23 protein-coding genes and 3 pseudogenes are annotated in these 24,399 nt (G+C 45.7%); 22 read left to right on the forward strand and 4 right to left on the reverse strand.

Going from position 1 to position 24,399, the window contains the following annotated elements:
• Positions 1-9 precede the first annotated feature (9 nt).
• The gene (locus ACFVQB_RS18340) at positions 10-630 is read left to right on the forward strand and encodes a hypothetical protein (protein ID WP_379441921.1); all 621 of its coding nucleotides are present in this window, start codon (positions 10-12) and stop codon (positions 628-630) included.
• Positions 631-810: 180 nt separating this feature from the next.
• Here the strand turns inward: ACFVQB_RS18340 and ACFVQB_RS18345 are convergent, their stop codons facing one another.
• Complete coding sequence (locus ACFVQB_RS18345) at positions 811-1,719, reverse strand: AraC family transcriptional regulator (RefSeq protein ID WP_379441922.1); 909 nt, start codon at positions 1,717-1,719, stop codon at positions 811-813.
• A gap of 156 nt (positions 1,720-1,875) precedes the next feature.
• On the opposite strand from ACFVQB_RS18345, the gene ACFVQB_RS18350 reads away from it, so the two are divergent.
• The 15 genes and pseudogenes from ACFVQB_RS18350 to ACFVQB_RS18420 all read left to right on the forward strand — a co-directional run bounded on the left by ACFVQB_RS18350 (position 1,876) and on the right by ACFVQB_RS18420 (position 13,829).
• Positions 1,876-3,231: an MATE family efflux transporter gene (locus ACFVQB_RS18350; protein ID WP_379441923.1), complete on the forward strand. Its 1,356-nt coding sequence runs from the start codon at positions 1,876-1,878 to the stop codon at positions 3,229-3,231.
• A 67-nt stretch (positions 3,232-3,298) separates the two neighbouring features.
• Positions 3,299-3,928, forward strand: a complete 630-nt coding sequence (locus ACFVQB_RS18355; RefSeq protein ID WP_379441924.1) for a DapH/DapD/GlmU-related protein — start codon at positions 3,299-3,301, stop codon at positions 3,926-3,928.
• Positions 3,929-4,001: 73 nt separating this feature from the next.
• Complete coding sequence (locus tag ACFVQB_RS18360) at positions 4,002-4,163, forward strand: hypothetical protein (RefSeq protein WP_379441925.1); 162 nt, start codon at positions 4,002-4,004, stop codon at positions 4,161-4,163.
• 277 nt (positions 4,164-4,440) lie between these two features.
• Positions 4,441-4,521 (forward strand): annotated as a pseudogene (locus ACFVQB_RS18365) (hypothetical protein); the annotation flags it as partial.
• A 141-nt stretch (positions 4,522-4,662) separates the two neighbouring features.
• A pseudogene (locus ACFVQB_RS18370) lies at positions 4,663-4,840 on the forward strand (MBL fold metallo-hydrolase); the annotation flags it as partial.
• Positions 4,841-5,224: 384 nt separating this feature from the next.
• Entirely contained in the window at positions 5,225-6,250 is a 1,026-nt protein-coding gene (locus tag ACFVQB_RS18375; protein ID WP_379441926.1) for a M14 family metallopeptidase, read from the forward strand.
• 25 nt (positions 6,251-6,275) lie between these two features.
• A complete protein-coding gene (locus ACFVQB_RS18380; protein WP_379441927.1) occupies positions 6,276-7,826 on the forward strand; it encodes an ABC transporter substrate-binding protein in 1,551 nt (516 codons plus the stop codon).
• A gap of 51 nt (positions 7,827-7,877) precedes the next feature.
• Complete coding sequence (locus ACFVQB_RS18385) at positions 7,878-8,795, forward strand: ABC transporter permease (protein WP_379441928.1); 918 nt, start codon at positions 7,878-7,880, stop codon at positions 8,793-8,795.
• Positions 8,796-8,813: 18 nt separating this feature from the next.
• Positions 8,814-9,653 (forward strand): ABC transporter permease, encoded by an 840-nt coding sequence (locus tag ACFVQB_RS18390; RefSeq protein ID WP_379441929.1) that lies wholly within the window; start codon positions 8,814-8,816, stop codon positions 9,651-9,653.
• Between the two features lie 64 nt (positions 9,654-9,717).
• Complete coding sequence (locus tag ACFVQB_RS18395) at positions 9,718-10,728, forward strand: hypothetical protein (RefSeq protein WP_379441930.1); 1,011 nt, start codon at positions 9,718-9,720, stop codon at positions 10,726-10,728.
• Positions 10,725-11,546, forward strand: a complete 822-nt coding sequence (locus tag ACFVQB_RS18400; protein WP_379441931.1) for an ABC transporter ATP-binding protein — start codon at positions 10,725-10,727, stop codon at positions 11,544-11,546. Before ACFVQB_RS18395 ends, ACFVQB_RS18400 begins: the two co-directional genes overlap by 4 nt.
• Positions 11,543-12,325, forward strand: coding sequence for an ABC transporter ATP-binding protein (locus tag ACFVQB_RS18405; protein WP_379441932.1), 783 nt, complete (start codon positions 11,543-11,545; stop codon positions 12,323-12,325). Before ACFVQB_RS18400 ends, ACFVQB_RS18405 begins: the two co-directional genes overlap by 4 nt.
• Before the next feature lie 68 nt (positions 12,326-12,393).
• Complete coding sequence (locus ACFVQB_RS18410; protein WP_379441933.1) at positions 12,394-12,942, forward strand: carboxymuconolactone decarboxylase family protein; 549 nt, start codon at positions 12,394-12,396, stop codon at positions 12,940-12,942.
• A 248-nt stretch (positions 12,943-13,190) separates the two neighbouring features.
• Positions 13,191-13,516, forward strand: a pseudogene (locus ACFVQB_RS18415) (FCD domain-containing protein); the annotation flags it as partial.
• Between the two features lie 232 nt (positions 13,517-13,748).
• Positions 13,749-13,829, forward strand: a complete 81-nt coding sequence (locus ACFVQB_RS18420) for a hypothetical protein (RefSeq protein WP_379442856.1) — start codon at positions 13,749-13,751, stop codon at positions 13,827-13,829.
• 183 nt (positions 13,830-14,012) lie between these two features.
• Here ACFVQB_RS18420 and ACFVQB_RS18425 read toward each other — a convergent pair whose 3' ends face one another.
• Positions 14,013-15,542 (reverse strand): helix-turn-helix domain-containing protein, encoded by a 1,530-nt coding sequence (locus tag ACFVQB_RS18425; protein WP_379441934.1) that lies wholly within the window; start codon positions 15,540-15,542, stop codon positions 14,013-14,015.
• Between the two features lie 389 nt (positions 15,543-15,931).
• Between ACFVQB_RS18425 and nikA the strand changes: the two genes are divergently transcribed.
• The 6 genes from nikA to cntE are packed head-to-tail and all read left to right on the forward strand — an operon-like array spanning position 15,932 to position 22,283.
• Complete coding sequence (nikA, locus tag ACFVQB_RS18430; RefSeq protein ID WP_379441935.1) at positions 15,932-17,557, forward strand: nickel ABC transporter substrate-binding protein; 1,626 nt, start codon at positions 15,932-15,934, stop codon at positions 17,555-17,557.
• Between the two features lie 19 nt (positions 17,558-17,576).
• Positions 17,577-18,518, forward strand: a complete 942-nt coding sequence (locus ACFVQB_RS18435) for an ABC transporter permease (protein ID WP_379441936.1) — start codon at positions 17,577-17,579, stop codon at positions 18,516-18,518.
• Between the two features lie 4 nt (positions 18,519-18,522).
• Positions 18,523-19,404, forward strand: a complete 882-nt coding sequence (gene nikC / locus ACFVQB_RS18440; protein WP_379441937.1) for a nickel transporter permease — start codon at positions 18,523-18,525, stop codon at positions 19,402-19,404.
• Positions 19,367-20,182, forward strand: coding sequence for an ABC transporter ATP-binding protein (locus ACFVQB_RS18445; RefSeq protein ID WP_379441938.1), 816 nt, complete (start codon positions 19,367-19,369; stop codon positions 20,180-20,182). Before nikC ends, ACFVQB_RS18445 begins: the two co-directional genes overlap by 38 nt.
• Before the next feature lie 14 nt (positions 20,183-20,196).
• A complete protein-coding gene (locus ACFVQB_RS18450) occupies positions 20,197-21,057 on the forward strand; it encodes an ABC transporter ATP-binding protein (protein ID WP_379441939.1) in 861 nt (286 codons plus the stop codon).
• Positions 21,054-22,283 (forward strand): staphylopine family metallophore export MFS transporter CntE, encoded by a 1,230-nt coding sequence (gene cntE / locus ACFVQB_RS18455; protein ID WP_379441940.1) that lies wholly within the window; start codon positions 21,054-21,056, stop codon positions 22,281-22,283. The genes ACFVQB_RS18450 and cntE overlap by 4 nt, the downstream gene beginning before the upstream one ends.
• Positions 22,284-22,632: 349 nt before the next feature.
• On the opposite strand, the gene ACFVQB_RS18460 is transcribed toward cntE, so the two are convergent.
• Together ACFVQB_RS18460 and ACFVQB_RS18465 are read right to left on the reverse strand one after the other, a co-directional pair.
• Entirely contained in the window at positions 22,633-23,394 is a 762-nt protein-coding gene (locus ACFVQB_RS18460) for a (2Fe-2S)-binding protein (RefSeq protein ID WP_379441941.1), read from the reverse strand.
• Between the two features lies 1 nt (position 23,395).
• Positions 23,396-24,391, reverse strand: a complete 996-nt coding sequence (locus ACFVQB_RS18465; RefSeq protein WP_379441942.1) for an ABC transporter substrate-binding protein — start codon at positions 24,389-24,391, stop codon at positions 23,396-23,398.
• Positions 24,392-24,399 lie beyond the last annotated feature (8 nt).

Below are 24,399 nucleotides of genomic sequence, written 5' to 3' on the forward strand. Positions count from 1 at the left end.
GAGAGTCATATGCTACTAAAAGAGTTTGATTTAGATTTACCATATATTGTAGATCAAGATAATGTTAATTCAATAATAAAAAATCAAAAATGTGAGTACAACGAAGCAATAAAATTAGATTATGAGTTGAATTGGAAATGGAAAAGACGTTCATTTAGATTGGAAACTCGCTGTATTACAGCGATGTATGAACGTTTGTTTGGGAAATACAAAACGAAAGATTGTTGGAAAGTCCTAATAGAATGTGTAGAAAGCATTTCGGATGAAAGGCTTATTAACGGTTCAGGTGTGTGTTCGGTGCCAATCCAATTTAGTTTGAATGACTTTAGTGCAAAAAGTGAGTTGGAGAAAAAAAGGACCACGCTTCGACTGCTTATGGACGGGATAGAGAAAATTACTCTAAACAATGATTGGGACGTTAAGCCATTTAGAGAGATAGCTTTGAAAATAGAGGAGTTAGGTTATGTTAATGAATGGTCTTGGAAAAAAGCCATAAAGAGTCCTGAAAAGAAGTACAGTGCTAAAGTCATATGCCATCATAATGTAGAAAGTATGGATATATTTATATCTATTACACCGAGATGGTACACAGATACTTTTAGAAAAGGTGATATCAGAACTACCAGATGAATTCGCCTATGCTAGACATCTAGGTGAACTTAAATGGATATCTGATTTTGAAGTTACTTTGATTAATAAAAAAGGTGATAAGAAGGTCTCGGTAACCCTAGAACAGATACGGTGATAATGGAAAAAAAGATAAAGATGGTCGCTAATTTAGCGGATTTTTTGTTTTATCGCTACAAGTTCTTATCCCGGACGAGGGGAGATAGCTGACTGTGGAAAATCTTTTTTTCGATATGCTAGCGGAACTAATCCTATTTGTTTGCGAAAAAGGGATGAGAAGTAGCTTACACTTTGAAAGCCGCAGGCAAGTGCGATTTCACTCACAGATCTTTTTGTTTCCCTCAACATCTCACAACTTTTATGAAGGCGGTATCGAGTTAGATAGTTGTTGGGAGTTTGACCCACGTATTTATTAAATAAAGTACAGCAGCGGCTCCTACAAACGGCTCCTGAGGACGCAATGTCTTCAAGAGTTATTTTTTGCTCGTAGTTTTGATGAATGAATCGAGTCATTTTCTGAATATTCGTCCATAATTGCACATCATGGATATCTCCCACCTTCGGTTGCAAGTGATCTCCAATACCAGCACATAGAGATAAAGCCTGTGAAGTTAAGCGGAACGGATTTGGAGCAAAGCTATTGTGCATTTCAGCATAGATCGCTTGAATGGATAACAATATCTCTTGTTGCCAGGATATCTGTTCTGCTAGTAGTACAAAATCATCCATGTTTGGACCAAACTTCTCTTCCCAGTATGCTCGTATCAACGAAGCACCTTCCCCGATGAGAGAGGAATGGATCACTATAACAATAAATGAACAATTACAATGAGTGTGAGAAAAACCAAAATGCAAACGATGGCTATTCACAAAAATCCCATTTCCTTGCTCTAAACTAACGGTTTGTCCGTTAACTGAATACTCCATGGAGCCTTCCAGAATGTAAATGAACTCCACATCCGAATGCCAATGAGCGGCAGCTTCAAAATTTTCAAATTGATTCAAGCTTCCCTTTCGGACATACAAGGGCAACTCAGGTAGATTATAATTCAATCGTTCCGATAAATCAGAAAATACTTCTAGATTTTTCATAAAACAAAGTGCCTCCAAAAAAATACGATTTTCACAAAAGTATAGCCAATATTTATGGAAAGGACAATGGATTTATCCTATCTTGATAATATGGAAACCAACAGAGAGGAGTGGATATAGGTTAAAAAGAAAAATCGTATACAGTTAACTACTCCTATGACTCGAGATTTTAATAAGGAATTAATCACGCTTGTCATTCCCATTGCATTACAAAATCTAATCTCGGCCACAGTCATATCAGCTGATGTAGTTATGTTGGGAATGATTAGCCAATCTACAATGTCGGCCGTATCGCTAGCGGGACAAATTACCTTTGCATTGACATTGTTTTACATGGGGATGTCTACGGGAGCAGGGATTCTAACTGCACAGTATTGGGGGAAGAAAGATGTACAAACCATACAGCGTATTCTCAGCACTGCCTGCTTTTTCTCATTTAGTATCTCAATTTTGTTTTTTTTAGTATCTTTTTTATATCCTGAAACGTTAATGCGATTTTTTACCAATGATGGTGAGTTAATTCGGTATGGTTCAATATTTCTAAAGATGAATTCGTTTTCTTATCTTGCAATGGGCATTTCACAAATGTATCTCAGCGTGATTAGAAGTATGGAAAATGCAAGACTAAGCGCTTGGATTAGTTCATTATGTTTAAGTTTAAACATTTTGTTCAATGCGTTATGCATCTTTGTGCTTTTCCCAGACAGACCTGAAATGGCAATCATGGCGGTAGCTCTTGCTACAGTTTTAGCTCGGTTTATTGAGTTGGGCTGCTGTGTTATTTATTCCGTGACGAGAGGATCGATTCGCTTTCGTTTCCCGATACGTGATGGTATTCAGCGCAATCTCCTAAAGGATTTCCTAAAATACACCATGCCTGTACAAGGCAATTATATTGTTTGGGGAGGGGCACTAACTGCAACTGCTGCAATTATTGGACATGTAAGTGCTGATATGGTTGCAGCGAATTCTGTTGCATCCGTGGTTAAGAATTTAACCATTGTACTGTGTGGAGGTATTGCTAGTGGTGGTTCTATACTGGTTGGAAAATATCTAGGTAAAGGGGAGATCGAAAAAGCCAAACAGGTGGGAAACAGAATGAATCTATATGCTTTACTATTTGGAATAATAGCAGGGTGCACAATAATCCTGATAAAACCGCTTGTTTTCTCCATAGTAAATCTAAATGCCATATCTCAAAACTACTTGGATGGAATGTTATATATTAGTGCATTTTATTGTATTGCTAAATCCATTAACGCAACCAATATCTCAGGAATATTCACTGCAGGAGGTGACTCTAAATTTGGCTTTTGGTGTGATTCGATTGTAATGTGGGGCATTATTTTGCCGCTTGGTTATTTCTGTGCTTTTGTATGGAACGTATCACCTCTTGTGCTGTATATCGTTATTAGTTTAGATGAGATCATTAAGCTGCCATTGGCATTTTATCGTTACCGCCAATACAAATGGCTCAATAATATTACAAGGAGTTTTTCACCAGTAGGTTAAGAAATATGCGGTCAAAGAATGTAAGGTCAACTAAAATAAATAGATTAAATGCAGAGGGGACTAAGGCATGAATATTACAGAACGAATGGCAAACCGGCAATTGTTTACTGATCACGATGCAAATTACCCAAAGGAAGCTTCTGATCTGGCTCGTGCGCGTCAGCGAGGAAAGGCGCTATGTTATGAGATCAATCGCTTACATCCCGATGATATTGAAATGCGTAAGACTCTGATGGAACAACTTTTCGGTAGTATTGGTGAAAATGTTTGGATGGAACCTCCTATTCGGATGTCTTATGGATCAAACACTACAGTAGGCAATAATGTCTATATCAACTTTAATTTAACTGTTGTTGATGACTATAAAGTCACGATTGGAAACGATGTCATGTTTGGTCCAAATGTCACGATTGCTGTAACCAATCATCCAGTGCACCCAGAAAAGCGCAAAGAAGGTGGAATGTTCGCTCTACCCGTAGTCATCGAGGATGGCGCATGGATCGGTAGCTGCGCTGTGATTGTGCCTGGAGTTACTATCGGTGCGGGTAGTGTGATCGGTGCAGGAAGCGTGGTAACCAAAGATATTCCTAGCAATGTAATCGCTGTTGGAAATCCATGCAGAGTCCTACGTAATATCACAGACCATGACAGAGAGTATTACTACAAAAACATGCGTTTCGACCAAGTGGAATGGTAATGGATAACAAGCAAATAATCAAATCTAACTTGGGCCGACTAGACGCTACCTGGCAAGGAGAGAACATGGGAAAATGATGCCACTCATTGTTGAAATCATAATATCAGTATGTATTTTGATTGGATTATATTTTGTAGTAGGTAGGTTATTGGAATCCCCACGAGTTGTCAGTTACGTAGAGCATCTAGAAGAACAATTTGAAAAAAATCTTGATGAAGACAAAACAATTGAATAATAGGATAAGAAATGTAGGATCAATTGGTTTTATTCCCTTTTCGTAGACAAGAGAAAAAAGACATCTGTTACGATGGACTTAATCTTGCTGAGCGGAGGGAATTTTTTATGGCTTAAAAAGGAAAAGTGAATCAATGGTGTAGCCGATAAGAACGGCTGTATTTGGATTGAACTAACGGGTGGGGAAATGGATAAGGGATTTACATTAGCTAGCCGATAAATGTTTTGTTCACGAATGTGGATCGACTGTCCATGGAGAGCTTGCCGGAGTCATGTTTATGAGTACCTCCTCGTTGAAGAAACTGATTGTGCAATTAAATAATAATGATCTAAAAGCGTATAAGTTACGCATTACGTATTCAACTCCCATGATCAAAGGCAATGAAATGAATATTCGATATTTCTATTGGAAGTTATATTGTGATGCGTATGAGTTCACAGGATGGCCCTTTGCGAACGTCGATTATGCTTATATCAATCAGTTAAAGGAGGAACTATTAATGAAAGTATCTTATCATGGACATTCCGTTGTGAAAATTGAGACGAACGGCAAAATCCATTCTGATTGATCCGTTTATTACAGGAAACTCAAACACGGACCTGGATGCGGCTACCGTGCATGCGGATGTAATCCTGTTAACCCATGGACATGGAGATCATGTCGGGGACACGGTGTCGGAGTAGGAAAAATGCTTAAGCCTGGCGAAGGGATTGAACTCTAATCCTACGATCTGCAACCCGTTCGCAGCGCCAATTCATGCCATCAGCGCAAGAAGCTGGTCTTAAAGGATGCAACGGATGGATGTGCACAAGCAACGAAGACTATATGGGAAGCCGCTTGCTAGCGGCTTTTTTCGTATGTCGTATCATCTTGTTCACTTAATCGTTGGCAATGATTTTAAAAATCGTTAAGTAGTGTATGTTTTCAGCTATTTTTCGACATATTACGTGATTAAAATCCATTATATGACATTGACAGAGAGACACATCATTTGATAGGATCAATTAAATTTTACTATTCATACTAGAATACTTGGTTTAAGGAAGGAGATCCATTTCTTCATGTGGCAACCCCTATCAGCGATGCAGTTTTTCAAGCCACCTCGCTACATTTTCGAGAACTTGGAGCAGGCTTTCGCTCAACAACCTGAGGCTACCGTATCCCGAATCAATGAAACGTATGAAGAACAGACGATTGCCTTGTTTCTTGTCAAAGGTTATAAAGCCGGGCCGACCGTATGGATTCAGGCTGCATTGCACGGGGACGAACATGACGGAATTATCGCTTGTGCCAGACTGTTGACCGATATTTCGCCAGAAGGGCTGCGTGGCAGCCTGATTGTATGTCCTGTTACGAACCCAACGGCCATGCTCGCAGGAACCAATGCCAGTCCGCTGGACGGTGTTAACCTGAATCGGGTTTTCGGTCAAAACGTTGATCCCGATTCATACTCCAGTCGCTATGGCGAGTGGTTGGCTGACAAAATCACAACGCATGCCGATTTTTTGATTGATCTGCACGGTGGAGGCCGCTGGCTGGACGTATGTCCGTTTGTAATGGTTGCTAGCGATCACGATGAAGCGTTCGATCGTACCCTGGAAGCTTTAAGCCAGGTTCCGCTCACAGCTACACTCATCTGCCGCGCCGAAGCTAAAGGCATGCTGATCAACGAGGTGTGCCAGAAGGGCATTCCCGCTGTGCTACTGGAGAGTGGAGGCGGCAACCGTTGGAGTGATGTTGCCGTTCACATGCACCTTCAAGCTGTGCACTTGATTCTTAAGCAGCTAGGTGTATATCTGACCGAGCTTCAAATGAAATCGGATGAAACTCTATCCACAAATAGCAAGCCGTTAAGGATCACAGAAGTTGCCGAGTTGAGGTTCAAAGCGAGTGGTATTCTGACATTCAGCCGGCAAGCCGGGGAGGTCGTCAGGCAGGGGGAGGAACTGATCCGCGTGTTGTCATACCCGGAACTGGAAGAGCATTCCATAACCTGTCCAATAGAACAAGGTGTCATTTTATCCATCCATTCAGCATCGACGGTCCACGTGGACGGTTATGCGGTTATGCTGGGCAAATTAACATAAAAATTATGTAACGGGGGTTTACATCATGAAGAAGAGCAAGTTTCTCCTGAGCCTGACCTTGTTGGCTGTTTTTGCCGCAGGATGCTCAACCACGAGCAAATCGGGAAGCGAAGCAGAGGTAGCAAGTGAAACACCGGCTCAAAAGCTGGAGATCACGGTTGCCCGGGCATTCGACGTTAACGGATTGGATCCTGGATTTTTAACTGAAAATGCACAAGTCGTGGATAATATCTTCGACACTCTGGTCAAGCGGGACGAGAATGAACAGCTCGTACCAGGGCTCGCGACAAGCTGGAGCCAAGTTGATGACACCACTTGGGAATTCAAACTGCGCGAAGGCGTAACGTTCACCAATGGTGAGCCGTTCAATGCAGATGCTGTAAAGTATTCAATTGATCGCGTTCTTGATCCGGCGAACAATGCACCGACTGCAAGCTATGTTTCCACAATCCAAGAAGTCAACGTGGTGGATGAATATACGGTAAACGTAGTGACGAAGAAGCCTGACCCACTTGTACCCACGCGTTTTAATCGTTATCCAACCGAGATCGTACCTCCAAAATATGCTGAAGAAGTCGGACAAGAGCAATTTGCTCAAAAACCGGTAGGCACAGGTCCTTACCAATTCGTAAGCTGGGACAAAGGCAGTAACGTAGTCCTGGAAGCTAATCCCAATTACTGGGGTGGAGAACCTGAAGTCAAAAAAGTGACTTTCCGTTCCATCCCCGAAGCTTCGACACGTGTCAGCGCACTGCTCAATCATGAGGTCGATCTCATCACAGCAGTATCCCCAGAAGATCGCGAGAAGATTGAATCTTCATCTACAGCGCGTCTTTCGACGGTTGAGAGAGCAGGCAACACCGTCTACGTCGGCTTCAAAACCGATGTGAAACCTTTTGATGATCCGAAAGTAAGACAAGCCTTGAACTACGCGATTGATGTCAAATCCATTGTGGATAAGGTGCTTCAAGGTGCTGCCGTTCAGACCAACAGCTTGATAGGTCCGAAAGACTTTGGTTACGCTGGCGAACCAGAAGGATACAGCTACGATCCCGAGAAAGCGAAGCAACTGCTGGCGGAAGCCGGATATCCAAACGGATTCACCGCAACGCTGGATACCGTAAGCTGGTACATTAAGAACACCGATGTGGCACAAGTCATTGCAGAACAACTCAAAGCCGTAGGTGTGAACATCAAAGTCAACAATGTGGAAAGTTCTGTGTATCGTACGCTCGTACCTGCGGGCAAACAGTCCGACATGTACGTTCTTGGCTGGAGCAGCACCAACACACTGGATGCAGACGCAGCGATCTATGCCATCCTTCGTTCCGGTGAGTCCTACTCGACATACACGAACAAGGATGTGGACGCCAAGCTGGATGAAGCACGATCCGTTACGGACGAGACTCAGCGCAAGCAACTTTACCAAGAGATTCAGGATGAAGTGCTGAAAGATGCACCGCGTATTTTCCTTTATCAGGAGAACCAGTACTATGGCGTATCTGATCGTTTGAAATGGGACGGCCGCGTGGATGGCTCCATTCCGGTATCTACCATTGCTGCAGGCAACGAGTAAATCGGCAGGTGCCAACGCCATGTGGTCAAGCCCGGATGGGAGTGTTAACCATTGAAGCATTACGTGTTAAAACGTTTGGGACAATCGGTACTTGCAGTCCTCGGTGCGGCAACCCTTGTATTTTTCATTATCCGGTTGTCGGGTGATCCCGCGCGCCTGATGCTTCCTCCTGAAGCAAGTGAAGAACAGGTGACCGCCCTTCGAGAGAGCCTTGGCTTTAATCAGCCCCTCTGGATGCAATACATCGATTACCTGAAAAACTTGTTTACTGGCGACTTGGGCAATTCCCTGTATTACAAGGAATCTGCGTTGAAGCTGGTGCTCGAACGGATGCCCGCAACCATCGACCTTGCCATGTTCGCCATCATTATTGCAGTCACTGTTGGTTTGCTTGCAGGTATTGTATCGGCTTATAAGAAAAACAGCTGGATCGACTATGTGGTCAATGCCTGGATTTTCTTGACCCAGTCTCTACCGGTATTCTGGATCGGGATTGTGCTGATCATGATCTTTGCGGTTAACCTTCATTGGTTGCCGACTTCCGGCAATAGGGGATTGGAATCGATTATTTTACCAGCTTTGACGCTGGCAGCATACCCGATTGCACCCATTGCCCGCACTATGAGAGCATCACTCATTGAAGTCATGGACAAGGGATATATGATCACAAGTCAGGCCCAAGGCTTTTCCAAACCAAGCCGGATTTTGAAACGCGGACTCAAAAACGCATTTCTTCCGGTTATTACCGTGATCAGCCTGGAATTCGGAGTCATGATCGCAGGTGCAGTTGTAACCGAAACGATCTTTTCGTGGCCGGGTGTAGGACAATTAATCATTCAAGGCGTCAGCAACCGTGATTTTCCGCTGGTGCAGGCAAGCATCCTCGTGATCAGTGTCATCTATATCGCTATTACACTGGTGACAGACCTGATCTATCATCGCCTTGATCCGAGAATCAAAGTGCACTAAACGAAGAGAGGGATAATCATGAAAAAACGATCTTTGCTCCGCGCCAATGCCAAAGGCATTGCCAGCATAGGTTCGTTGGCCGTCATCTTCACACTGACGGTTTTTGCCCCGCTATTCGCGCCATTCGATCCGTACAGGCAATCCTTGCAGGATATTCTTATTCCGCCAGGGAGCACATATAGCGCAGACGCAGGCATGAGCTTACTTGGGACCGATCAGTTGGGCAGGGACGTGCTCAGCAGATTGCTGTACGGCGGCAGGTTATCGCTCTGGATCAGTATCATTGCCGTAGTGATTTCCGGTGTGCTGGGCAGTGTAATCGGGATCGTTGCCGGATATTTCGGCGGTAAAACGGACGCGGTATTAATGCGTCTGGCTGACATCCAGATGTCCATCCCAAGCATGCTGCTGGCCATCGTCATGGTCGCTGTGCTCGGATCGGGTTTAACCAATATCGTAATTGTGCTTGCCGTGACAGGCTGGGTGACCTTTGCACGCGTCGTACGTAGCCAGGTGCTTGCTCTAAAAGAATTGGAGTACGTCGAAGCAGCCAAAGCGATGGGTGTACCGAGCATCACGATTATGGCAAAGCACATTTTGCCGAATACGCTGTACACGATCGCGACGCAGGCAGCATTGCAGATGTCCCATATGATCCTGCTCGCTGCAGCCCTCAGCTTCCTCGGGCTCGGGATCGACGTGTCCACACCGACTTGGGGTGGTATGGTTAACGATGGCAAAAGCTATATCAGCTCGGCATGGTGGTTATCCACGATTCCTGGTCTAGCCATCGCGCTGGTCATCATGACCATTAACCTGTTCGGCGATTGGCTTAGAGACCAGGCAGAATTACGTTGATTTCGGAGCGATGTCAACGGACAAGCAAAATACCTTTACAATCGCAGAAAGGAGGCTGGAGAGCGTGTACTTCATATCCCGAGAACGCATCGAACAGAGCGGCATTGCAGATCCCTTGGTTGCGCAGCGTCTAATCGAGCGAACGTTCTGGCAGAAGGCGCAGGGAACAGCCGTTAGCGCGCAAGAGGTAGCGATGGCTGCCGGAGCAAGGGAAGCAGGGGCATTCTATTCCTTGCCTGCCTATCTGGCAGAGGAGGGAGTGGCAGGTCTGAAATGGACTTCACATGTACCCCAACCGAATCACGGGCTGCCGTATACTCATCCGGTTGTTTTGCTCAATGAACTGGCTACGGGGAGACCCCTTGCCATTCTGGAGGGTGAGTTGATCAGCGGGCTGCGTACAGGTGCGGTATCCTCTACAGCCATCAAAATCTTGACTGGATCACACGCATCATCGATACTTCTCTGCGGCTCAGGTTTCCAGGCAGGTCACCAGCTTCGCAGTATACTACCGTTCATGCCCGAACTAAAAGAAGTTCACGTGTGGAGCCGCACGGCGCAGCATGCGGAGCAACTGCTCGAAAGGCACACAGCCCAACTCGAACAACGAGGCATTCATACTCGGGTACATGTTTCTTTACCAGAGCGTCTCGATTTTGCAGAGGTCGTGGTTGGTGCCACGTCAGCATCGGAGCCTTATCTGCATGCAGAGCATTTCGTTCGAGGCCATCTATATCTTCATATTGGCATGCGCGACATTGATTCGGAAGCTATTCTGTCATTCGACGATATTGTATGTGACGATTACGAAGCCGGCGTTCCATCCAGCAGCCAGTCGCTCTTTGGCCTTGCTCGACAGTCACCCGATATTGCCCGGAAGGTAACCTTGCTGGAGACACTTCTGGGCAAGCCGGATCAAGCAATACAACAGCACCCGGAGCGTAAAATAATGTTCAATGCGTTCGGGCTGTCCATATTCGATCTTGTGCTTGCCCATGAAACATTGAAACGGTTGTTGGAGCAACCGGGGACGAACATCGCACCATTGGACCTTAGCAAGGAGAGAACGACATGACGGAACAAAAACTTCTGCGTATCGAAGAATTAGGCATACGTTTTACCAAACGGGGTCAGCACAGCGATGTGCTCCATAATATTTCCTTTGATATCCATGAAGGCGAAATATTGTGCCTTGTCGGTGAGTCGGGCAGTGGGAAAAGTGTAGCCGTCAAATCGATTATGCAATTGTTGCCTCGGCCTGCCGCACAATATACGCATGGTCATATCTGGTTCAATGGTCAGGACTTGCTGACGTTAAATGAGAAACAAATGGAGTGCATCCGCGGCAAACGAATCGCCATGGTGTTCCAAGATGCCCTGAGTGCACTAAACCCGGTCTACACGATTGGTACACAAATGGTAGATGTCATTCGCCTGCACGCGCCAAAGCGGATCAGCAAAAAGGCTGCGCTTGAAGAAGCGAAATCGTGGCTGGCACAAGTGGAGATCCGGAATGTGGACGAAGTTGTGAAGCAATATCCGTTTCAGCTCTCCGGGGGAATGAGGCAGCGCGTCATGATTGCGATGGCCTTGTCATCAAGGCCGGAACTGTTGCTCGCTGACGAACCGACAACGGCGCTGGACGTGACTGTGCAAGCGCAGATTTTACGGCTGATCCAGAAGCTAAAAAAACAATACGGTATGACCGTATTGTTCATCACGCATGACCTCGGTGTTGTTCACGAGATTGCTGACCGGGTCATCGTCATGAGACACGGCAATCTGGTGGAAGAGGGAACGAAAGAAGACATATTTCAACGGCCTGAACATCCATACACCAAACAGTTGTTGAACAGCATGCCTCGCATTTATTTCGAGGGGGTGGACTCATGAACAAGCCCCTGCTGGAAGCACAGGGACTGAACAAAGTATATCGAACGAGGAGCGGCACCGATTTTGCGGCCGTTCGTGATGTTTCGTTTCATCTGCGGCAAGGAGAGACGTTAGGCATTGTTGGTGAATCCGGAAGTGGCAAAACAACGGTTGCCAAAATGGTCGCAGGTATGATTCCTCTCACATCGGGAAAAATTGCTCTGGGGGACAAGTCCCTGAGTGGAACGAAGCGTATTCGCTCCGACAGGAGAAGCATCCAGTACGTTTTCCAGGACCCGGTATCATCCCTGAACCCGAGATGGAAGATCAGAGACATCATAGCTGAACCACTGAAGCTGTACTTTCAACTGAGTGCCAAAGCGATCGATAGACGTATTGATGAGTTGATGGACGATGTCGGATTGCCCAGGGATTACAAGTCCCGTTATCCGGGAGAGCTGTCCGGCGGGCAATGTCAGCGGGTGGGCATCGCACGGGCCCTTGCGGCGGAACCTGCTGTCATTGTCTGCGATGAGCCGACCTCGGCACTGGATATGACGATTCAGGCACAAATCCTGGACCTGTTGAAAAATCTCCAGCAGCAGAAAGGACTTTCCTATTTGTTTATCGCCCACGGACTTGAAGTGATTTACAGCATTTCGCACCGCGTGATGGTTATGAGAGCCGGAGAAGTTGTGGAAGAAGGCGAGACCAGACGTATTTTCCATGATCCGCAGCATGAATACACACAGTCGTTGATTCAGGCAATCTCGAGAATCGAGATTCCTCATTTCCAATAAATCGTCATAAGTGTCATATGCGCCATACGATTCGTAAACATTTAATCTATTAAGAGGAGGAACTTTTTATGAGCAGTGTGGTACCCGCATTACAATACGAAGAGATGACCCAGGAAGCCAAAGATTTCGTCGATGAGCGGATCAAAAGTGGTAGTCGTGTGACCAATATGGTTAAAACGCTGCTCTATTCAATGCCTTCTTTCGAAGCGATGGAATTTTATCCGGTCCGCAATGAGCTGCAGAAGATCATTGGTAGCCGCGCGATTTATTTTTACTGTTATGCGATTTCGACTGAAAATGAATGTCTCGTCTGCTCCACCTATCATGCCAAGCTTCTCCGGGACCTGAACATCAGTTTCAATGAGTTTGAGTTCACCGAAATTGAAAAAGTACTGATTGATTATGGTCGTGGATTGGTCAACAACCCAAACACCATCGATGAATCCATATACGACAGATTAAGAAATGAATTCACGTCTGAAGAGATCGTGCTCATCACCACTGTCGGATGCAAAATGATCGCGTCTAACATCTTCAACGAAGCGATGAAGGTGGATCTGGACGAGTATCTGTTTGAAGTAGAGTTTGACAAAAACATACTTCCTGCCAAGTCTTAATCTCGCGGATTCACTGGTGTGCTTGGAAGTTAGCATAAAACATGATCGGCTTCATCTCGGTCATGTTTTATATTTTGACTATACGGGTTCAACTCAAGAATGATGTCCCTATAGCAATTGTTTCGTACAATCATCATGTATTTGTCTAATAATCATGTTGTCTAACAAGATTCTAATTTATATAATGTTTATTCATATTAAGTTTTTGCGATCAGGAGTAATGAAGCCAGCAGAGGGAAGTGATTTGAATACAATTCAATCGTGTATCTAGCAATAAACTGTATATTCAAATCTATGATCAGATTTTTTCAGAGATACAATCAGGTACGTTCCACATTGGAGACAAGCTGTCTACGTCAAAAGCACGATGGAGCAGGAAGAATCACTCACGGACGACTCATTCATCAATTCCGTGTCTCCGGAGGACATTGTGGAAGCAAGAATGAGCATTGAACCGCTTATTGCCAACATGGCTGCACAAAGGGCTACGGCAGAGGAGATTCAGCTTCTTCGCGAGACCATTAAACAGATGGAGTCGGAGACTGCCAAGGGACATTACGTACCCGAAACTAATGGAAACGGTAAACATTTCGTAGGAGATCAAAATTGTCGAGGGACAAAAACTATTTGATGAATTAATGGCGCTGCAATATGAACAGTTTGAAGCAGTGTTTGGTCCATCCGATCTAGATTCAGCTCATTAAGCAGTTCCAATTGGCAGCCATAAGATTAGTTGGACCCAAGCATAGATTCCACTTCCTGTCGCTGCCTTATGTGGGGCAAATTTTCTGGTAATCGCCGATAGTATAGGTCGCGGTCTGGTGCCTCCAATCGAAATTCCAGTTGGTATTCTAACAGCAATAATTGAGGTCCCTTACTTTATCTAGTTGCTTCGTAAGGAGCGCAAGCAATAACTCGATGATCTCTCCATATGATCCATGTGAACATAATCGTGGTTTTCTGGTTCTGGTGATGGACCTATTTGACTATTCAACCGTTGATCTTAACGAAAAGACCAACGGTTTTTTGATATGAAAAAAATAATTTTTCAAAACAGTCAGATCGTTTTTTTAGATGTAATGAGGTTGGCTGTAGCTTTTCTTCAGGATCATTTGTGGAAGCTCAATTAATAGTTTATCCATCGTGAGCGGGTCATCAAAATTATATTTGTTCTCAGAAACGATGATTCGGTCGGCATTTTTCGAATTCCAGTATGGTGATTGCATTAGTTCTCTGTATAACCGAATCGTACGTGTGTCGCTATCCATGAGGATAAAATGAATATCTGCCTCGTAGGCTCGAGCATGTTCCGGTCGCGTTAGTTGAAAAGGAATGCCTGCTTGGATCAATTCCTTCACCTTAGGCGGGGGTTGCATGCCGTCAGGGTGGTAGACGGTGACCCCAAAACCCTTCATGCTCATGACGTAAAGATTGCCTTCAACAATGGAAAATACCGCCGCCGTTTGTTTGACATCCACATGCTCAGCTATATCTCTCCACATTCGCTTGCTTGCAGTACGATGTCGATAGATCCATTGTTCTGCGAACTTTTGCCGATTCACCAACTCTGCCATCTGTATAATTCTGGAATAAACGGGTTCATAACGATCGATAAGTACCGTTGGGGCTATGGATGCCAGCTCGTCGACCCAATCCTGACGGAAACCAGAATGAACGATCAAGTCAGGATGAAGCTCGCGTATTTTTGTCGGCTCACCAAGTAACCCAACATCCTCAACGTCTTTGATTGCATCCCAGTAAAGTCCCCGTTTACCGATAATCTGCACGTCTGCACCAACCGGTTTGATTCCCAGGGATAGCAAATCGCCAAGTGAATAACCAATGGCAACGATACGTTTATAAGGAACCTCCGGCATGAGGAAGGGAGACGAGTTTACTGAAGAGGCCTCCTCATACTGGCGGGGAGTAATCCCTTCTGTCTGTTTGAACTTCCGTGAAAAGTAGCTTTCGTCTTTAAATCCAACGGCGTGGGCAATCTGCGCAAGCGTGTCATCGGTTTGTAGCAACAGCCGCTTGGCGTGTTTCAGACGAATGTCTAGCACGTAGTCCAGCGGCTTTTTTCCGGTAATGGATTGGAACAAGCTACTATATTGCCATTTGGCTACGCCAGCGATGCTGTATAACTGACGAGCCGTAATGTTTTGCTGATAATGGGATTCGATATAAGCGACCGTATGCTTCACGGCTTGAATGCTATCGGGTATTTCCGTGTTCCGCCGAATGTTTTCCATTAGAAAAAGGAGTAGCTCCTGTAACGTAATCTGCTGTTTCAATCGCGATTCCTCAGGAGTGAAAATGGGACGCTTCAAAGAGGAGTCGAGCGTTCTTGCCAGATCAAGCAACCTGGATTCGTCGGTTATATTCATTCGTGTCTCGTAAGGAATCATGGACAGAAGTTCGTTGGATGGTGTTGACTCTCCTAATCGGTATACGCAAAAAACGATGATGATGGCTGCCGCGGTATCCAGTTGCGGATCCAACTCTAATGATTCCGGGGCCTCTTCATGCTGGTCGACAAATTGGATGCTAGCCTGTGCACCTGGTGCAAGAAGTAAGGAATCGTTCTTTTCAGTCTGCACGAAATGTTTCCCCAAATGCAGCAAACCGGAAGCCGACCTAAACACGATAAGGCGATGCGCCCCGGGCGGGCTGGCGATACACTGTTTACAGGACAGCCTACGCAACAGAATCACGCTTTGAGGAATGTATAAGCCGAATCCAGTGTCTGGAAAAACGGGGTTTCTTGTATCGTCAACGGGTGAATGTTCCATGTCATGCTCCTTAATTATGTGTATTCTAAATCGCTCTTCTGAACAGCAATCCTAGACAAGTCAGTTGTCGCAAGCACGGTTCTGCTTTTTGTGCTATAAAAAAACAGAAATATATTCATTGTTCAATCATACCAAACTCCTTAACATGATTGAAGATGATTTTCATTCTCATTAATGTGTTAAGGGGAGGATTTACCATGATAAAGAGAAATATGTACCGCGTCACATTCGGCATGCTGTTTGTACTTCTGATTGCCATAACAGCAGCTTGTTCCAACAAAGAGGAGGCTGCTTCATCTGTAACAGCCAACAGTGAACAGGAAAAACCTAAAGAAATTACTGTGTCTTGGATGAGGGACTTAGGTCCGTCCAATCCGCATGCGTATTATCCATCGCAGTTGTTTTCACAATCCATGATTTACGAACCTCTGGTTGAGTATGGGAAAGGGGGAGAAATCAAACCCCATTTGGCTTCCAGCTGGGAAATTAGTGAGGATGGAAAGGAGTATACCTTCCATCTTCGCCAGGACGTCAAATACTCGGACGGCACACCGTTCAATGCCGCTAGCGTTAAGCGTAATATAGACGCCATTCTGCAAAACAAAACGACGCATAGCTGGTTGGGAACAGCCAAATTGCTTGATCAAGCCGAGGTCGTTGACGAGTACACTGTCAAACTGGTCATGTCCGAGCCGTACTACCCGGTATTACAGGACTTGACGACCGTACGTCCCTTCCGTTTCCTTGCCGATGCAGGCTTTCCCGAAGGGGACAACACGCTGGAGAGCATTAAGTCTCCAATCGGTACGGGGCCATGGATACTTAAAGAATATAAGCAGGATGAATACAGCGTATTTGTGAAAAACCCAAACTATTGGGGTGAACAGCCTGAGCTGGATAAGATTACTGTCCGCATCATACCCGATGCTGAAACCCGTGTGTTAGCTTTCGAGAAAGGCGATCTGGACCTCATTTTCGGGGAAGGCTCTATTAGTCTCGACGAGTTTACCCGCCTGCAAAAAAACGAGAACTACGAAACCGCATTGTCAGGCCCGTTAGGCACCCGGAATGTGATCTTGAACACGCAGAACACAAAACTGGCGGATACACGCGTAAGGCTTGCTCTGCATCAAGGATTCGATAAGGCAGGATTGGTCAAGGGGATCACATCAGATGTTGAACAGCCTGCAACGCAGGTGTTAACTACCGATTATCCTTACGTTAGCCAAACGTTCCCTGGATTTTCATATGATGCTGCCAAAGCAGCAGCTTATTTGGATGAAGCGGGATGGGCAGTCCCGGCGTCGGGAGGAACCCGGGAGAAAAACGGAGAAAAGCTGTCTTTTGAGCTGATGTATGATACAACGGACCGCATCCAAAAAGCAATGGGTGAGACACTTCAGGCCGAATGGGCCGGACTTGGCGTCGAACTTCGCTTGACGGGACTTGAGTTGACTGAACAAACCAAACGTTTTCGCGAGGGTGATTACGACATGAACTTCTGGTTCAACTCCGGCGTGCCTTACGATCCACATACGTTGGTCAATGCAGTAGCAGAACCCACGTTTGGTGTTGCCGAGGCACATCTCAATATTGAAGGCAAGGCAGAGCTAGACGAACAGATCAGGCAAGTACTGGCTTCCGTTGACGAGAAGAAAAGACAAGAGCTTTACGATCAGATCTTGCAAAAGATTCAGGAGGAATCGGTCATTATACCCTTGTCCTATATTCGTCAATTCAACGTATACCAGAAAACACTTGATAACGTATCGTTTCCGGAGAGCAGATGGGATCATCCGTTTAACAGCATCCGCCTAAAATAAAGAAAAGGAAGGGCCGCTCATGGCAGGTTATATTTTCAAAAGAGCAATAACGCTGATTCCGCTCGTGCTGTTCGCCACCTTCGTAGCGTTTGTGCTAATGAGGCTCTCTCCGGTTGATCCGGCCGAGGCTTACTTCTCGGCAGCTCATATTAAACCTAACGCACAAATGCTGCAGGAGAAAAGGGCAGAAATGGGACTGGACAATTCATTTATGTCTCAGTACGTGCAATCTGCTGTTCACATGTTGCAGTTGGACCTTGGCACTTCATACTTGTCATCTAAGTCCGTATGGGAAGAAATATGGAGTCGGTTACCAGCAACACTGCAGTTGGCCGGAACCAGCATGGTGATTGCGTTTATCGCCGTCGTGATACTTGGTTATTTCTCGGCAGTGTATGCCGGGAAGTGGATAGATTACGCGGTACGTTTCCTTTCCTACATCGGTGCGTCCTTGCCACAATTCATGCTGGGTTACTTGCTGATCTATCTGTTTGCTCTTCACTGGGACTTTCTTCCAGTGGAGGGCAAGGGCACATGGCAACATTTGATCTTGCCTTCATTGACCCTAGCTCTAGCGCTTGTGGCAACCTATGCGCGACTGTTCCGCGAGAGTATTCTGGAGCAGTTAAAGCATGCGTATGTGGACTATGCGCATACAAGAGGACTGAAACCGCACAGCATCATGCTCAGACACGTGGTCCGGATAGCCATCCTGCCTGTTATCACTGGATTCGGTATGAACCTGGGCAGGCTGATCACGGGAACGATTGTAGTCGAAAGGGTATTCTCATGGCCAGGCCTGGGACGTTTTTTTGTTGAAGCGATCTTCAACCGTGATTTACCTGTTATTCAAGGCTATGTTTTTTTTGCTGCCTGTCTTTACCTTTGCACCAGTCTTCTAACCGATCTTCTGCACATGGCTGCCGATCCGAGGCTCTCTTTGCAAGAAAGGGGCAGGTAACATCATGAAGTTAAGAGGCATGATTTTTAGTAAACGACTTCTCGCAGGTTTATGCCTATTGTTTTTGGGTGTTTGCGCAGCGACAGCCGTCTTTGCTCCATGGATAGCGCCCCACGATCCGTATAAGATTGGAATGGCTATTAAGCTGTTGCCATCTTCGGCAGAGCATTGGCTGGGTACTGACCATTTGGGCAGAGATGTGTTATCCAGACTCATCTATGGCGTCCGCATTTCGTTTGGACTGGTGTTAGGCGTCTTTTCCGTCTCCGTGCTCGTTGGCGTATTTATCGGCATGTTATCCGGTTATGTAGGTGGCTGGTTGGATCAGCTGTTCATGAGAATATGCGATGGCATGCTTGCATTTCCGAACCTTGTCCTTGTGTTAGGCATCGTTGGCATGCTGGGACCGGGCATATATCAGGTCATCATTGCACTGCTGCTAGTACAATGGGTGTACTATGCACGTATGACCCGAGGTCTTGTGTTACAACTGCGTTCAGAGCCATACTTGATGGCTGCCACCATTTGCGGTTCCAGTCGATTAACCATCTTAAGAAGACACATTTTTCCGCATATTTTTCCACAGATTGTAGTGATTGGTACGCTTGAGATGGGGTGGGCCATCATGGATATTTCAGCCCTTTCTTTCCTGGGCCTGGGCATTCAGCCTCCGACCGCTGAATGGGGAGCGATGATTAATGAGGGACGCGGCTATTTGCGCGAACATCCTTCGCTAATGCTGTACCCTGGAATGTGTATTTTACTGGTAGTGACCGCGTTCAATGTATTAGGGGAATCGTTGTCTCAATTGCTCGGTGTCAAAAAAGTGAAGGAAAGGAGCACACTCCATGTTCGAAAATCATCACGCAAGGTCAGCAACTCCTGAACCATTGCTCGTACTTCATGATGTCTGTGTCGACGTAATCACTGACGGGTCCTCTCAGCGCTTGCTTCACCACGTTTCGTTCTCGTTGCAGCCAGGACGCGTCATTGGTCTCGCAGGACAGAGCGGCAGCGGAAAAACGCTGACCTGCCGATCCATTCTTCAATTACTCGATCCCAGTATACGCGTAAACGGTAGCATCAGGTTAAGAGGTAATGAACTGAACAGTATGACCGAAAAGGAGTTACGCACCATTCGAGGCAACGATATAGGCTATATCGTGCAAAATCCAATGAATGCACTGGTTTCTGTTCATACCATTGGAAGTCAGTTTGTCGAAACGATTCGTACGCATTCCAGGTGTAGCAAAAGAGAGGCCTTGAGTCTGGCTATGCAGGCTCTCGAAAGTGTAAGGCTTCCAGATCCGGCCGGACTTCTCAAGCGGTTTCCGTTCGAGCTTAGCGGTGGGATGTTGCAACGAGTGTTGATTGCACTCACGATGTGTATGTCACCCTCTATCGTCATTGCGGACGAGCCTACCACCGCACTGGATACGGTCAATCAATACCGCGTACTGGAGGAACTCGAAAGACTGAGGTTGAACAATAACGTTGCCATACTGCTCATTACGCATGACCTTGATGTCATCGCAGAGATGGCTGATGAAGTTATTGTCATGAAGGAAGGGCGGATCGTGGAGCATAACGACGTAGTATCCATATTCAACCGGCCACAGCATTCCTACACTCAGGAATTGCTGCGAAGCCGGTTGAATGACTGAACGGAGGAGTAAACATGGCATTGCTGGAGCTTTCCCGCGTTACGCACGCTTATGACTCTGCGCACGGCTTCTTACAGAAATCGAAACAGGGGACTCAAGCAGTTGTGAAGGATGTCTCCATGACGCTGGAGGCAGGAAAATGCATTGGGTTATTGGGGGGGAGCGGTGCAGGCAAGAGTACGCTCGGCAAAATCATGCTCGGCTTGCAGCGCCCTCAATCTGGCACGGTACTTATTCATGGTAAGGACATGTATACGAGCGACAAACGAACGAAGAAACAATTGCGGAAGCATATACAGGCCGTATTTCAAGATTGTTATTCGTCGGTCAATTCTAAGATGACGGCAGCGCAAATCATTTCAGAACCACTCGACAATTTTGAGCGACTAACGAGCAGGGAGAAGACTTATCGTATCGGCGAAGCTCTGGACATGGTAGGATTGCCCGCAAGTGCAATAAACAAGTTGCCAAAAGAATTTAGCGGTGGACAACTGCAGCGCATCAACATCGCGCGCGCCATGATCTCTAACCCCAGCTTCATCGTGCTTGATGAAGCTGTCAGTAGCCTTGATGTCGCCAACCAGGTGCACATTATCAGCGTTTTACGCGATTTGAAGGAACAACGGGATATGTCCTACATATTTATCACGCACAATCTAAAGGCTGCTTTTGCGCTGTGTGACCAATGGACTGTAATGGATCATGGTAAACTGTGCGGGAGCTTCTCAACGAAGGCTGAAATGATGAAGTCTGAGGAGATAGCAGTTAAACAGCTGTTGGATGCCTCACTCTCCACACGTCCAGAGTTAGGCACGATTCGCAAGGATAGGCACTTTTATGCTGAATCAGGGCAGCGGGAAGGTGCATGGGCATGAATCAAAGCGAAGGTTTGGCAGATACCTACAACAGCGTATTTTCTCCCGCGTTGTTGCGCCTGTATGCCCTAACTTTTTTGTTTTACAGTGCAAACGCCTTCGTTCAGATGATATTGCCTCTTTATACGCGAAGCGTTGGTTTTGGTAACGATAGGATCGGCATTATTATGGGTACATATTTGCTGGTTAGCATGCTGCTGCGACCATGGGCGGGATTAGTGGTTGAGCGAATCGGGATTACCCGTATTTTGCGTTTCATCTTAGCAGGGCACCTGTGCGTTTTGCTTCTGTACGTTTGGCAGGGCAACGTTCCTCTTATTCTCATCAGGGGTTTGCAAGGAGCCGTTGCCGCCTTTTTTTCACTGGTCGTGCAGATGACCGTGATGGATCTGCTATCCGAGCGTGACCGAACGCAGGGATTGTCACTGTATTTGCTGTTTGGCTTGTTGCCCTCGGTTATGATGCCCGCTCTGGGATGGATCGCCTGGGACCAAGCGGGAATGAACGGATTTTATGCGGGCCTTGCAGTTCTTGGCGCATTGACTCTCACCTCGGCCTATGGAACAGGAAGAGACACAAAGCGCATCAAAGTGGTCACACGTTCCTCTGAGCAGAAGACGGGAGAACATGATATTACTGGAAGCATACAAGCCACGCTCTGGAACCGCCATTTCATTCTGTGCAGCATCGTGATGATAAGCACGACGATTGGATTCGGCGCGATAACGGCCTTCATGGCTTTATACGTGATGCAGGCCGAGATCGGAAATGCGGGGGTATTTTTTTTCATACAATCGGGAGTAGTCGTAACAACGAGATTTGCTTTGCGTAAGCGACTGCCTTCGGACGGGAATTGGCATTCCGTTTATGTGGGGGGATTGTTAGTTTCGATCACGATAGGTCTGGCACTAGTTGCCATTGCCCCGTATACAGGCAAGACATGGGTGCTGTATGTGGGCGGCATCGCAGTCGGCTATGGCATCGCGAACATGTATCCCGTTCTTGCCGCTTACCTGAGCATCGTACTTGGACAAGAACGACGAAAAATATGGATGGGGCTGTTTATCTCCATGTCCGATCTTGGAACCGTGATTGGTAGCATAATGTTAGGTATGGCGGCAGACCATGTCGGTTACTCATCCATGTTCTTGATCTCTGCCGGAGCTTCACTTAGCATTGCCATGCTTGTTGCCATGAGTAACCGTTGGATGAATGCCCGACTTTGAACAAGAGTCGAATTTTCCGGTGAACGGTAGTCAGACCATAACAGAATATGATGCTGATTCTGTTTATCGGACGCTTCAGCATATAAACTGTCATTATTCATCTAATGTTACATTACAGTCTTTGGGGCGCATAGCAGGGACGCATCCCAATTTAGTCCCATTGAATATCTGATTCATATACGAATTAACAGAGCAAAGGAATTTAAAAGCGACATACCCGGCTCGTGACGAAACCAGCTTCAGCCATTTAGCCTAATGACCCATCGTTGCGTATTTCATTATGTAAATTATGTAACCAAAAATAAAACCGATCATCTCTAACAGAATTCAAGATGATCGGTTTTATTTTTTATGAATTATCCATAGATGATTGAGCAGCTTCCTTAAGTCGTGGACAAGAATAGCAGTAACCGAATCCTGCATCCAAACGATAAGCCAGACAGCAGACCGATTTAACTAAGATTTGCGAGTTGGGGTCATTCGGATGCTCGATATATCTCAACTTAATTTTAAATGGATTTTTTTGCAGTCCAAAGGTACCAACCCTTAAACCATTCCTAAGGATGGCATGGATACTACCTTTGCTGTTCTCCCCTGAAAGCGGGGGTGGTTCTTCTTCGATATGACCATATAAGGTACTGATCACTTGTCCCCATAAGCTGAGGACATTGATCTGAACTACTTTAGCTAATGTTTCTAATAGAGGTCTTACGTGTTCTCTATAAAATGTGTTAAGAGCATTAATAAGCCATTCTTCTCGGCTCTGATCCGGAACATGGATACGGCTTGTATTTTTAATTTTAAATGAGATTAAAGGGTAGTGACCATCCGTATACAATTGAACGATAAGGTTGTCTAATGACAAATTATAAATAAAAGTTTCACCACAGAACAGCATGTTTTGCATCCCATTACATAGAGAAGCCAACCAGTTACAGACAAAAGCTGCGGTGACGAATCGTTCACCTGACTTAATTAGAGGGCCGTAAGTGTCGAGAAGATGTAACATGTTACTTTCATGAAGCAGGTCTTTTGCTGGTATAGCAAGCAACATATGACTTGGTTCATGCAAGGTTATAGAAAAACGATCCTCAAAATTTTTAAATTCCATTTTAGTTTTCTTTTTTCTCGAATGCAAGCAGCACATCGTTTACGGCGTTGCTGTCTGCAAGAGGAGACATACCCAGACTAAACCATTCCTTACCACCCATTGTATATACCTGGTTTTTCTTGACAGCAGTCATATTTTTCCACAATGAACTGTCCACCATTTCTTTATATCTATTTTGGACTTTTTCGCTGGACTCATCATCGAGCTGCAAAATAATATGATCAGGATTATATTCAGGTATTTTTTCCAAAGAAATCGTGACACTCATCTCACTTTGTGGAAAGTCTTTGACCGGATTCAGGCCCAGTTCCTTGTGAATAAACTTGCCACGATCAATATTTTCCCCATAAACCACAATCCCATCAGCCATAATCATCATATACATAACTGTCTCATTGCCAACCAGGGAATCTAACTTTATTTTGGCTTCTGCTTCTTTATTCTGTAGATCCAGGATGACCTTTTCAGCGAGATCTTTCTTACCGAGAACCTCACCGATATCCCGCAGCTCATCCCGCCAATTATCTCGTTGTGGCAGGAGCACGGTTGGCGCAATTCCTGTCAATTGATCATAGTCTTTATCTGACCACCAAACAGGAGCAATAATCAGGTCTGGTTGCGTGGACAAAATAGCCTCAAAATTTGGCGTTTGGGCAAGACCAGTTTTCAACGTATCTTTCAATGCGTCTTGCAAATAAGCTGGGAATTCTGGATGGTAGTTCTGAACTGCAACAGGCTTTACACCCAACGCATACAAAAATTCCGGATAAACAACAGACAGACCCACAACTCTTTGGGGATCTGCCGGAATACTGATGTCTCCCTTTTCACTGGCTACTATGCGCTTCTTATCAGAAACAGCTGTTTCTGATGATCCCGAAGCTCCAATGGCTGTAGCGGACTTGTCCGATCCAGTGTTGCTGCTTGCGCATGCAGTGCACAGCGCGACTAACAATACGATGATGATCCCTATACTCAAACGTACTTGATGTTTCATTTCTTGAT

It is taken from the genome of Paenibacillus sp. NPDC057886, assembly GCF_042796655.1.
Taxonomy (GTDB): domain Bacteria; phylum Bacillota; class Bacilli; order Paenibacillales; family Paenibacillaceae; genus Paenibacillus.

Excerpts from the sequence above, each read along its gene's own strand:
- ACFVQB_RS18355 (WP_379441924.1), top strand. The coding sequence starts at position 3,299 with ATGAATATTACAGAACGAATGGCAAACCGGCAATTGTTTACTGATCAC.
- ACFVQB_RS18350 (WP_379441923.1), top strand. The coding sequence starts at position 1,876 with ATGACTCGAGATTTTAATAAGGAATTAATCACGCTTGTCATTCCCATT.
- ACFVQB_RS18375 (WP_379441926.1), top strand. The coding sequence starts at position 5,225 with ATGTGGCAACCCCTATCAGCGATGCAGTTTTTCAAGCCACCTCGCTAC.
- ACFVQB_RS18340 (WP_379441921.1), top strand. The coding sequence starts at position 10 with ATGCTACTAAAAGAGTTTGATTTAGATTTACCATATATTGTAGATCAA.
- cntE (WP_379441940.1), top strand. The coding sequence starts at position 21,054 with ATGAATCAAAGCGAAGGTTTGGCAGATACCTACAACAGCGTATTTTCT.
- ACFVQB_RS18360 (WP_379441925.1), top strand. The coding sequence starts at position 4,002 with ATGATGCCACTCATTGTTGAAATCATAATATCAGTATGTATTTTGATT.
- ACFVQB_RS18450 (WP_379441939.1), top strand. The coding sequence starts at position 20,197 with ATGGCATTGCTGGAGCTTTCCCGCGTTACGCACGCTTATGACTCTGCG.
- ACFVQB_RS18435 (WP_379441936.1), top strand. The coding sequence starts at position 17,577 with ATGGCAGGTTATATTTTCAAAAGAGCAATAACGCTGATTCCGCTCGTG.
- ACFVQB_RS18400 (WP_379441931.1), top strand. The coding sequence starts at position 10,725 with ATGACGGAACAAAAACTTCTGCGTATCGAAGAATTAGGCATACGTTTT.
- ACFVQB_RS18390 (WP_379441929.1), top strand. The coding sequence starts at position 8,814 with ATGAAAAAACGATCTTTGCTCCGCGCCAATGCCAAAGGCATTGCCAGC.
- ACFVQB_RS18445 (WP_379441938.1), top strand. The coding sequence starts at position 19,367 with ATGTTCGAAAATCATCACGCAAGGTCAGCAACTCCTGAACCATTGCTC.
- ACFVQB_RS18405 (WP_379441932.1), top strand. The coding sequence starts at position 11,543 with ATGAACAAGCCCCTGCTGGAAGCACAGGGACTGAACAAAGTATATCGA.
- ACFVQB_RS18465 (WP_379441942.1), bottom strand. The coding sequence starts at position 24,391 with ATGAAACATCAAGTACGTTTGAGTATAGGGATCATCATCGTATTGTTA.
- ACFVQB_RS18345 (WP_379441922.1), bottom strand. The coding sequence starts at position 1,719 with ATGAAAAATCTAGAAGTATTTTCTGATTTATCGGAACGATTGAATTAT.
- ACFVQB_RS18460 (WP_379441941.1), bottom strand. The coding sequence starts at position 23,394 with ATGGAATTTAAAAATTTTGAGGATCGTTTTTCTATAACCTTGCATGAA.
- ACFVQB_RS18410 (WP_379441933.1), top strand. The coding sequence starts at position 12,394 with ATGAGCAGTGTGGTACCCGCATTACAATACGAAGAGATGACCCAGGAA.
- nikC (WP_379441937.1), top strand. The coding sequence starts at position 18,523 with ATGAAGTTAAGAGGCATGATTTTTAGTAAACGACTTCTCGCAGGTTTA.
- nikA (WP_379441935.1), top strand. The coding sequence starts at position 15,932 with ATGATAAAGAGAAATATGTACCGCGTCACATTCGGCATGCTGTTTGTA.
- ACFVQB_RS18380 (WP_379441927.1), top strand. The coding sequence starts at position 6,276 with ATGAAGAAGAGCAAGTTTCTCCTGAGCCTGACCTTGTTGGCTGTTTTT.